This is a genomic window from Mucilaginibacter gossypii, assembly GCF_900100945.1.
Classification (GTDB): Bacteria; Bacteroidota; Bacteroidia; order Sphingobacteriales; family Sphingobacteriaceae; genus Mucilaginibacter; species Mucilaginibacter gossypii.
The window spans coordinates 21,342-32,636 of record NZ_FNCG01000002.1 but is presented as its reverse complement, the minus strand read 5'-3'; the positions used below and the strand labels follow the sequence as shown (position 1 = coordinate 32,636).

General features: G+C 46.0%; 4 protein-coding genes. All 4 read right to left on the bottom strand.

Translation table 11 applies throughout. From position 1 onward, the window contains the following. Positions 1-404: 404 nt before the first annotated feature. The 4 genes from BLS28_RS03680 to BLS28_RS03665 are packed head-to-tail and all read right to left on the bottom strand — an operon-like array spanning position 405 to position 11,293. Positions 405-2,447 (bottom strand): aceric acid hydrolase, encoded by a 2,043-nt coding sequence (locus BLS28_RS03680; protein WP_091162961.1) that lies wholly within the window; start codon positions 2,445-2,447, stop codon positions 405-407. Positions 2,448-2,451: 4 nt separating this feature from the next. Next, entirely contained in the window at positions 2,452-5,793 is a 3,342-nt protein-coding gene (locus tag BLS28_RS03675) for a glycosyl hydrolase (RefSeq protein ID WP_091162960.1), read from the bottom strand. Further along, positions 5,790-9,098, bottom strand: coding sequence for a glycoside hydrolase family 2 TIM barrel-domain containing protein (locus tag BLS28_RS03670; protein ID WP_218134345.1), 3,309 nt, complete (start codon positions 9,096-9,098; stop codon positions 5,790-5,792). Before BLS28_RS03670 ends, BLS28_RS03675 begins: the two co-directional genes overlap by 4 nt. Further along, on the bottom strand, positions 9,095-11,293 hold the full coding sequence (locus BLS28_RS03665; RefSeq protein WP_091162958.1) for an alpha-L-rhamnosidase-related protein: 2,199 nt from the start codon (positions 11,291-11,293) through the stop codon (positions 9,095-9,097). Before BLS28_RS03665 ends, BLS28_RS03670 begins: the two co-directional genes overlap by 4 nt. Between the last annotated feature and the right edge of the window lie 2 nt (positions 11,294-11,295).

Below are 11,295 nucleotides of genomic sequence, written 5' to 3'. Positions count from 1 at the left end.
ATTACCAATGACTAAAACTTTAAAGAGTAAACTTTCCTTATTTCAAAGACAGGTAAAAAACCCTTTTTTATTTCTTGTTTTTTTAAAGGTTTTTAGGCTTTTTGGAATTGATCACCTCATTTATAAATAGCACTGACAAAATAATGCCACCAAAATTGCGGGGGTGAGTATCGATATTTCATGCCATCCGGCTGAAGCTCAGCTAACACATATTGGGACAAAAAACAACCGCCACCAATTACCGGCCGAAGTTTTAAGTGTAAGAACAAAAGGCTGCTTTAGTCCCGGCGGCCAGAGGCCGCCCTGATAGTTGCCACCCGGCTGGGAACCGAGCGGCGGCGTGGAGCTTTTTTTACCTTTTGCCTTTCACCTTTAACCTTTGGCCTTTACCCTTTAACCTCAAATCACCTATCCAACGGCATCCACGTTTCCATATCCACATGTCCCCGGTTACCCCAGGCATAATACGGGATCAGCCTGATATCAACAGCGTTTTGTTTGGGTGCCGATATTTCTTTATAAAGCTGGTTACTCCAATTATTTTCATCGCGAAGATCAGCTTTACCTATTAGGCTCATGATCTCGCTGTTATCTATCCGGATCATTTCAGGTTTGAGTTGACTATTGGCAGATAAAGCCACATTGAAAACCTTTTGCCCTTTAGCCAAATCTGCCGATTCGAGGCAATAAACCACCGGGCCGCGTTTTACCGCTACCTGGTTGCGGGTTTCCTCAACCAGCGGGTTTGCTTCCATCATAGTAACCGGCATTGGCAGGTCGAGATCAATCGTCATTCCTTTGCGCCAAACAGCGTTAACTTGCATATAAGTTCCTGGCGTAGTATCTAACTGCGGCACCGGCTGACCTTCGAGTTTGATACTCGCTCCCTTACACCAGCCAGGAATCCTTAAAAATACCGAAAATGCTTTATTGCCAGGTACTTCGTCAAACTTAATGCTGATCTTGCCATCCCAGGGGTAATTAGTAGTTTGCGTTAGCTTTACAGGCGTACCATCTTTCAGTTTAGCGCTGATAGTATTGCTGCCATACAGATTAAACCACAAGCCTTTATCAGATGTACTGTACGCATAATCGCTTACCTCGGCAATGGTACGCACCACATTGGGCGGACAACAGTTAGAAAGTTTGATATACCCTATCCTATCCTTAGACCAACGTTGCTTAAACGGCAAACTATCCGAATAAGCCAACGGATTGGTATATAAAAAGTTACGACCGTTAAGACTAATCCCCGAAAGTACGCTATTGTACAACGCCAGTTCCATCACGTCGGCATATTTGGCATCGCCGGTTACCTGCAGCATGCGCCAGTTCCAGAGTACATTGCCTATGTTTGCGCAGGTTTCATTGTGGGCGGTGAAACTTGGCAATTGATAATCGCGCCCGTAAGCCTGATGTACCTTTTGCACTTCGTTGGGGTTGTAAGACGTGCCGTCGGGAGAAACACCATCATAAAGCGAGCCGCAGCCACCGGTGATATACATTTTGCGGTTCACCACATCGTTCCACATCAGGTTTAAGGTGTGCATGAGCGTGGTATCGCCGGTTTCGGCATAAACATCGGCAGCACCGGCAAAAAGATAATTGGCCCTCACCGCGTGCCCCATCGCCTGTGTTTGCTGCCGGAAAGGTGTCCTGTCCTGGTTGTCGTCTGTACCATCCTTCATCAAGCCACGGATGTCTATCAGGTTTTTAGCCAGTTCCAGGTATTTGGGGTCGCGGGTAGTGCGGTACATCTCCACTACGCCCATATAATGCGAAGGACAAATGGCATTTCGCGCCAGCTCGGGCGAGGCCGTTTTATAAAACTTATAGAGATAGTCGGTTGCCTTGACAGCTACTTTTAGTAAAGTTGTTTTACCTGTAACACGGTAGTGCACGCAGGCGGCAGTCATGAGGTGACCAAGGTTATAGGTTTCAAAATTAAGGCGATCATTAAAAGCCTTTTCCTTACCACTATTCTTACGCTCTTCAATAAGGGTTGGTGTGTGGATGTAGCCATCGGCCCGTTGGGCTTTAGCGATAACGGCTATGGTTTTATCCATCAATACATCCAATTTAGGATCATGAGTAGCCGCGTACATGCTGGCTACAGCTTCAAAAAGCTTATAAAAATCACCGTCATGAAATGGCGGACCTTCGTGCGATCCGGTGTCAATTCCCGCAGCTATCTCAAAATTGCGATAAGCGTGACTGATCTTTGGATCGGTATAAACACGCCACAGGTTGGGGATCATGGTATCACGACAAACCTTAAACCTGTCGGCCCAAAAGCCGCCTGTCCACTGTACTGCGCCCATATCAAGGCTGCTTAGTTTGGCGTAACTGCTTTTACTGGTGTTTACCAGGGCTTTGTTTTGTGCAGATAGTTTTAATGTGCAGCTTAACAACAATGCTATTCCAATATATTTACAAATCCATTTCATATCATTAAGGGATATAAGTAAGCAACTTCACGGGGCTTAACAAGCCGGCCGGCAACAATGAGCGCCCTTCCAAACGGTAAGGCGCGTTTGTCCATGTAATACGTTTATTTTCGGGCAGTGCATGATCACCCATCAGGCGGTTAGCCCAAGTGTTGGTTACTTTGATTACCAGTTTATTCTCGCCAAGTTTGATGGCCTTGCTAATATCTACCCGGTACGGAAATGTCCAGGCTGTACCGCAATTGATGCCGTTTAGATATACTTCGGCGAGATTGGATACATTGCCCAGATGTAGATAGGTTTTGGCTCCTGTTTTTGCGGTAAACTGAAATGTATGGTTGTAAACCGCAGTGCCCGAATAATACTTAATACTATCATTAGCATTCTGCGACCAGTCTTCAGGTTGATTAAACATAACCGGCTTTACAGGGCCTCCATATTGAGGATCGAACTGTACCCGCCAGTTTGTGAAAGTTTGTACCGTTTTAAAATGAGATGGCTTATTATCCTCGCTTTTGGCAGTAGAAGAACCATTTCTGAAAACGATAAAAGCAGAGCCATTGGCCGCCAACTCAAGCTTGATATTTGTACGGGATGATTTACCCGTATTATGCAATTGCCTGATCTCACCGGTTAGAGGATCCCATAGTTCAGGGGCACGCCCTGCTGTCCTCAATGATAAATTAATGGTGCGATTTAAAGCCTGCTGATTAGAAATGAAATAGATATCAAGATTAGCTGAACTACGATGTGCCCAGGCAAGATCCTTTGCCGGCTGATCAACCGAGTCTGTCGCTATCAGATCGCGGGTTACCCCTACTTCATCAAAGGTTCCTTTTTGATAAGGGCCAATGAGTAATTTGCCCGCAGGGCCTTTAGATAAAGTAGTTTTCATCCGCTGAACGTCCAACAAAACAGTAGCGCCTTCATTTACCAGTTGCTGAAGTTTTTTTACGACCTCTGCCGATAACTGCCATGGCTGCTGCGACATCTGGCTTACGCCGGGTATTACCAACATGGCATAACTTGCACCTCCGGGTAGAATGATACTGCCGTTTTTTACTGTAGCCAAACGTAGTAACGCGTCTTTGTTAAAAGAATCATAGGCATAGCCCCTCAGCGGGTCTATCCAGTTTTCGGGCAGCGCCATATTAGCCGAATGGCTCGCATCCTCAATCGAATTAATGATGGGTACGCCCTTATTTGCTAAACGTTCCTCTTCCAGTTTTACCCGTTCCGTGCCGAAAATTCCCGGTAGAGTACTAACCAACCTATCTGGCAAAATAGCGCGACGCGGCGTTTCCTCGCCGGTAAAAACAGCGATATCTGCAACCGGATGTCCCTGTTGCAACATGACCTGGCAGCGACTGATATAATCAAACCAAGCCTTACCAGACTGCCACCAGGTTTGGTCGCGCTGAAAAAACAGACCGATACCATCCAGCGTCATACCCGGCTTACGGTCAAGCCAGGGATTATGCACATTTACATGGAAAACATAACGATTGATGCCAAGGGCAAAGTTGCGGTCGGCAGCAGTTTTAAGCATACCGGGGTGTTCGTCCCATAATAACCGTAATTCGGTAAAAGCCTCGGCCTGGATAATATTTTCACCGTAGATGTGCCCGCCCGAAATGGCATCCAGCATATCATTGGGCTTATCATGCGTAGGGCTCCTGAACCAAAATTCCCCCATCGGGATATCTGCCTTTTGGTAATGCAGCATGCCATCGCTCATCATGGTTGGGGCCACGCTTTCAGCTGTAAATGTGCAGCCTTTTTCGTGTGCCAGCTTAGCCATCGTACCGTAGAAATTATCTACCAATAATTCGGCTATCGTTTGCCTTACGTCGGCCAGTACTTTTTCAGATTTTTCAGCACTTTCCATTGGTATACCGGCCATTAATGGAAGATATGGTAGCAGGTCATATCCCCTCCGCTTCTGAAATTCAGCAGCAAAAACCGGCGACCAGTTCTGACTTCCGCACTCCCAACTATCCACATGAAAAATCTTTAAAACCCGTTTAGCCAGGTCCGGGCCAACCTGTTTTATCGCTTCGCCAAACCAGTTATCAAATTGTAGTTTAGCCGCTTCGGGATTGAACTTATCGCACTCCAAACCGATGCCGCCACCGCCTGTAGCATTAGTATGCCCGGTTGAAGTGTGACCGATCCGAATGATAGTCCATTTACCGGCAGGTGCCTGCCAGTTCAGTTTACCATCTACTCCTAATTTATCAGTAAGGTTGATAACCTTGCTTTTATCTACGCAAAGATCAGCCGGTAATTGAACATCTGTAGTTTGCTTGCTTAAACGCCAAACCTCGCCAGTTTTACTTTCATATTGATGGATGCGGGGCTCACCCAACAACTCAATGCGCGATAGTTTTAGCGTTGGCTTCCATTTTGCAAAATCAAGGTCTTCGGCTCCCGGTTCAGAACCTTCTTTATCATAAGTAAACCTGAAATATTTTGCTGTTGTAGGTGCGATGGCGTGGGTGATCTCCGCATCGCCATCCTGCCAGCCGTGGCGTGGAGATTCCAACCTACCTAATGAGCGAAAACTTTTACCATCATCGCTCACTTCAAGCAACAGCCGTTGCGACTGATAATTACTTGCCGAAGTATGTATAACAAGCGAGCGGCAGGTAAAGGGCTTTTCAAATTCAAGCTGCAGCCAGCACTGTTCGTTGCTTGTAAAGCTTTTGGGATTTCCTTTTTCAGCAAGATATTGTACGTCGGTATTAGGCAAGCTGGCAGTTACCTTCGGATGCTCGTCGTAACTGCTTATCCCTTCGCCCGGAAGCGATGGATAGGCCAATATTTCGATATCCTTATAATAGTTTTTATAGTGTTTGGGGATAGGCAAAGTATCATGGTAAACTTTGCCATCTTCAACCTCAATTTTTGACCATACCACCTTTTGCATGGAAAGCTCCGGTGTTATCCACGGCCCACCAGCCAGCGCAAAACCATCGCTGTCGTGCATAGCCAGTTTTAGGCCTATCCTGTCGGCTTCCTGCATGGTAAATTTTACCATTGCCCACCACTCCGGGCTTAACTGATTAATTGAGGGAGTGATAAACGGCGGATTAGCCGGGCCTTTAATGGGCATTAAATAAGCCCCTGCTATTCCGGCCTGCTTCATAGCCTGCAGATCAGCAGTGATGCCCTCTCGGCTTACTGCACCCTGCATCCAGTACCAAAAAACCCAGGGCTTTGCAGATTCGGGCGGATGCAGGAAGGCCTCCTTCAAATCATCATTTTTAAGAGATAGTTTACGCTGTTGGGCTATCCCCGGTAACAACAGGCAGCAAAAGCAAATTATAAAAACGTATTTCCTCATGGCTTCCTGTTAAATTTAATCTGGTATGCCGTATTACCTGCAGCGTCGGGTTTACCTTCGTAAGGTTTCAGGTAAAAACTATATTGATATTTTTTGGCCGGAATACGGTATTGTTCCAAAGGCTCAGCCACTTCCGACCAGCTATCGTTGCCGCCTACGCCCATCTGTATCAGGTCGATATTCAGCGTAATAAAACCTGCATCCTTTAGCTTGTTGGTATGCTTCGCCTTTTGAATATTCTCTTCGGTATAAGGCCAGGCACTCATGCTCAGCAGGCTATCGGCGGTGATCAGCAAACCACCTGTTGTATGGTGCAGCAGCATCCAGCGTACATCGGTACGGTTGCCGTTTTCCTGGGGAACTACGTAAGGTTCCATGAATTGGTTAATGCTTCGCGAATATACGCCCGCTTCCGAGCCTGTACGCCTGTCGATATAGTTTTCATAAGGACCGCGGCCATAATAACTGACATTGCTATCGGCCTGCGCAATACCCATTTGCATACCAACCTTTGGCAGGTTTGGCAAACCCGGTTTAGCATCAAACACATACGCAACTTTTAGCAAGCCATCGCCGCAAATGGTGTAGTTCACCTGTACCGAAGCACTATCATTAAGCATGGAATAAATACTTGTTATTACAACCGCACCATCTTCAGTTTTTTGGCTCGAGAGTTTTTTCAAAACAGGTGACGCTTTAAACCAGGCCGCCAGTTTCTTTTCCATCTTCCAGCCGCGATGATCATTATCGGTAACCGGTCGGGTGAAATGTGGCAATAAAGGCGCAAATATCTGCTGATTACCTTTGTACAGGTATGAGCTTAAAGCACCGTTACTTTTACTGATGCCAATCTCAAAATCTTTCCCGCTGATATGATAAGCTTTATCATCTTCAACCAGTTTTGTTTCCGGATAGTGCTTACGTTCAGCGTTTGCAGTGGATGTTTTAAGCGCCGTTAGTTGAAACTGATCACTTGCTATTCCGTAACCTTTGCTTGCCCAAGGCTTATCTTCGGCAAGGGTAAAGTGAATATCGGCAAGATATTCATGGTTGGGTTTTAAACCGGGCAGACATTGTTTAATGCTGATTGTGGTATCATGCCCGGCTGCAAGGCTGATACGGGGAATTTGTTTTTTAAGGATGATATTGCCGTCTTCCCTCAACTGCAGGCTAACATTATAATCGGCCAGTGAAGCTACACTATGCCAGTTTTTGATGTGGATAGTTGCTTTATCGGCATCAACCAATTCACAAACCGCCGGCTGAAAAACATGCTTGCATTCGTAAATAGCAGGTTTAGGGCGACCATCAGATGCTACAATGCCTTTGATGGTGAAATTGTCAAAATAACGTTCACCATAATCACCGCCATAGGCATAGTATGCCTTACCTGTCGAATCATGTTTTAATAGTCCCTGGTCTTTAAACTCCCAGATGGCACCGCCAATAACCCGTTTGGTTGAACGCCATTGATCCCAAAACTCCTTTAAGTTTCCATTGGAGTTACCCATCGCGTGCGAATACTCTACAAAAAATATCGGGCGGTTATCGCCATTCTGCTGATTGGCCAGCAAGGGCGCAGTATAAATGCCGGGATACATCCGGCTTACAATATCTACATAAGGCTGATCTATAGGGTTCTGTAATCTGTGCGAATGATCATTGGTTTTAGGATAGCGCGGATCGGTCGGGTCGATATATCCTTCGGCTTGTGGCGTACCTTGTGCAGGCTCATAATGTACCGGACGGGTAATATCAAAATCATGGATCCAGCCGGCCATTGCCGCATGGTTTGGCCCTCTGCCGGCCTCATTCCCCAAACTCCAAATAATAATGCTCGGATGATTTTTATCGCGCATTACCATACGGGTAGCCCTGTCGAGGTAAGCGCCGGTCCACATGGGGTCATTGCTTAGCTTTGAACCAAGACCATGGGTTTCCAGGTTGGCTTCGTCTATGACCAGTATCCCATACTCATCGCACAGATCATACAGGTACGGATCCATCGGGTAATGGCTGGTGCGGATACAGTTAAAATTGAAACGTTTGATGGTACGCACATCATTCAGGATATCTTCGCGGGATAGCGCCTTTCCTTTTACCGGGTCATGATCGGGACGATTTACGCCGTACAAATAGGTTACTTTGCCGTTGATGAGCAGCTTACTATCTTCCTTACTAAACTCAATGCTCCTGATGCCCACCTTGCAGCTTTTAACTTCCAGCGTTTGGCCAGTGCTGTCAACTAAAGATAAAGTGAGCGTATAGAGGTTTGGTTTTTCATCGCTCCATTTTTCGGGGTTTTTCAGTGTAGTTTCCAGTAAGCCGAATTTCACGTTATCCAACCTTGGATAAATCTCGTTGATGATACTTTCAACGCTTCTTTCCAAAGGCTTTTGCAATACCTCTTTATTATTGCTGTCGAAAAGCCTTGCTTCAATTTTATATCCGGGTACAGCCTTACCTGTCAGGTTTTCGATCCGTGGACGAATACTGAAAATGGCGTCTTTATATTGCTTATCCAGTTTGGCCTGCCATTGAAAATCAGCAATCCGTAATTTCGGCTCGGCCAAAAGCATTACTTCGCGATGGATGCCACTCATGCGCCACTGATCCTGGTCTTCCAAAAAATAACCATCGCTCCATCGGATCAATTGCACCGATATCACGTTCTCGCCCGCTTGCAGGTATGGGGTAATATTAAACTCTGACGGCAAAAAACTATCCTCGCCATAACCTAAAAACTTACCATTGAGCCAAACCTTAAAGCCCGAACTTACCCCGCCGAAATGCAGGGTAATGTTCATATCTTTCCAACCGGCGGGCAATGTAAACGTACGCTGATAACTGCCAACGCCGTTATAATCCTTCGGCACATGAGGCGGGTTAACCGGGCGAAACGGGTAAACCGCACTTTTATAAATGGGTTTATCATAACCCTGCATTTCAATACTTGAGGGAACGATGATCTTTTTCCAACCGCTTACCCGGCTTTTATAAAAATCTTTCGGCGCATCGGCAGGTTTGGCGGCATAGCTAAAATCCCAGTAACCATTCAGGGATAACATCCTGCCTGATTTTTCCCTATCGCCAGCCAATGCATCTTTGATACTGCTGTATGAATATGCTGTAGCGCGTGCCGCATCCCGGTTTATGCCATCAACCAAAGGATTTTCCCAAGGTTCGGCATCATAAACCGTAGGCACGTTAGGGATGGGCGCGGGCGTTTTATCAACCAGTTGCGCGTAAAGCCCTGTTGATGAAAATGCTGTTAAAAGCAGGATAGATAAGAGCCGTTTCATCATTTTTTTGCGCTATAGTTTATGGTGTACTGTTTTTGTTTTTGGATGGTAAGTTCATAGGTTCCGTTTCCTTTAGCGGTTATTTCACCCTCCTTACAAACCGGTTTGGAGGTGCTGGTAAATCGCAACAGGCCAGTTCCGGTATTGCTGCTCACTTTAATTTGTTTGGTACTGCATGATACCTTGATATCCCCATCAACAGTTGGCACGCTGCCTTCCATCCATTGCAGACCACCCAATTTAGGTTCGATGACATATTGCTGATAACCCGGCGCAGTTGGTTTTACGCCGAGATAATATTTACCCAACAGGTATATCGGGCTGGCGCCCCAGGCATGGCAAAGGCTTTTACCAAATGGTCGCCCGTACATGGCGTAGCGGTCGGTGCCTGTTTTAGCCGGATTGTATTCTTCCCAAAAAGAGGTTGCGCCTAAATTGAGCATCCCGCCCCAATAATCCTTCATCTCTTTGAGTACATAGCTTTGCTCGCCCATGGCGCAAAGGGCTTCCAGTTCATAAAAGCGCATGTATGGGGTGGTTATCTTCTGTATATTATCGTTCAGCAGCACGTACTTTTTTATTTCCTGCTGCTGACCTGGGTTGAGGTAGTTGAAAAATATCGAGAACATATTGGTATAGCGGGTCACGTTATCGCTTTGCTTACCATCAACGAGGCTGTGCACAAAGGCATGTTTATCGCTATTCCAGTACAGGGAAAAGATCTTGGATTTCAGATCGGCGGACAGTTTTTGATATTGATCGTTGCCCTTTTTATCATCCATAATATTGGCGCATAAAGCCATGGTTTCCAGGCTGCGGCAGAGCAGTAACTGTTCAAAGCTTACTTCACCTTTTTTGCTGAGTTTATCGGCCCAGTCAATAAATACCCAGTCACCTGGCAAGCCTTCCATGAGGCCATTTTTATCACGGCGTTGCAGGCAATAGCTCATCAGGCTTTGCATGCGCGGGTACATTTGTTTAATGAAACTTTTATCGCCGGTATATTGGTAGTAATCATAAATACCCATAAACCAGTAAAAAGTATAATCCATAATGGTATTGATATGGCTGGTTACAGGGTCTTTACCGCGAAGGGCGTACAGGGTGCGGGTTACTGTTGGCGAATCAAAGTACAGGTAATAATTCATGAGGTAGCTTTGATAAGCATCGCCCGACCAGATCCACCTGTCCCTCTTAATGCCATCGATAAAAAATTCGCGGGTATTCAGGTGCAGGGTATAGGCCGAAACATCCCAGATCTTGTTGATCAACTCATCCGAACATTTGAAACTCCCCCGCTGCTCAACCGGCGAATATTCGTAAAGCATGGACACATCATCGGCACTCACATGATCATCAAACAATACATTAATGTATCGGAAAGCACGCGAACCATCCATAGTATAATCGGCTTTCTGAAGCTGATCGATATAAACACTATCCAACAGTTCGCAATTGGTTAGAGATAAAGCTTCTTCTTTTGATTCTCCGTAACAGAATTTAATATTGCCCTTGCCTTTTAGGCCGATAAGCTTGGCGTAGCCAAATGTTTCCTTGCCAAAATCAACCAAAATGGAATGTTCTTTTCGTTCGGCTTTTGCTGGCTTATGCTCCTCCGTAGGCAAACGAAATGCAGAAGGCAACTTATCCGCCGAATCAAAGTTCCAGTTACCGGCGTTCACATATTTGGTGGCCGATACATCCGAAGTTTTACCCGACTCATCAATCCATTCTTTGTCCTCATAAGTTACCAGCCACGAGGTATCTGACACCAGTTGCTGCCCCTTCACAAAAATGGCCGGAGCAGCAGCCTGGTTATAAACTTTGAGACTAAGCCTGTGCCTGCCAGCCGGCACATGTATATTTTTTGGATAACCTGCCAATGCCTTACCATCAAGCTTTACGTTGTATTGCCCCTCAACCGCCAGTTCAACGGTTTCGGAATTGGCAAGCGTAAAATCCTTGTGAAAATCAACCAATACGTAATGACTGTCCAGTTTCCAGAATGGCGGAAAGAATGCCCCGCGCTCGGTACGGCGGTTTTGCATCCGGTTACTTAACCATACCTCGTAATCGCCGGGGTACCAGATCCAGGTTGCTTGCTGTGCTTTGGCCATATCAGCACAAAACATAAAGCTTAGCAGCGCGATAAATACACGAGCCTTATTGAATCTTATATGAGTAGTGATTTTATTCATTT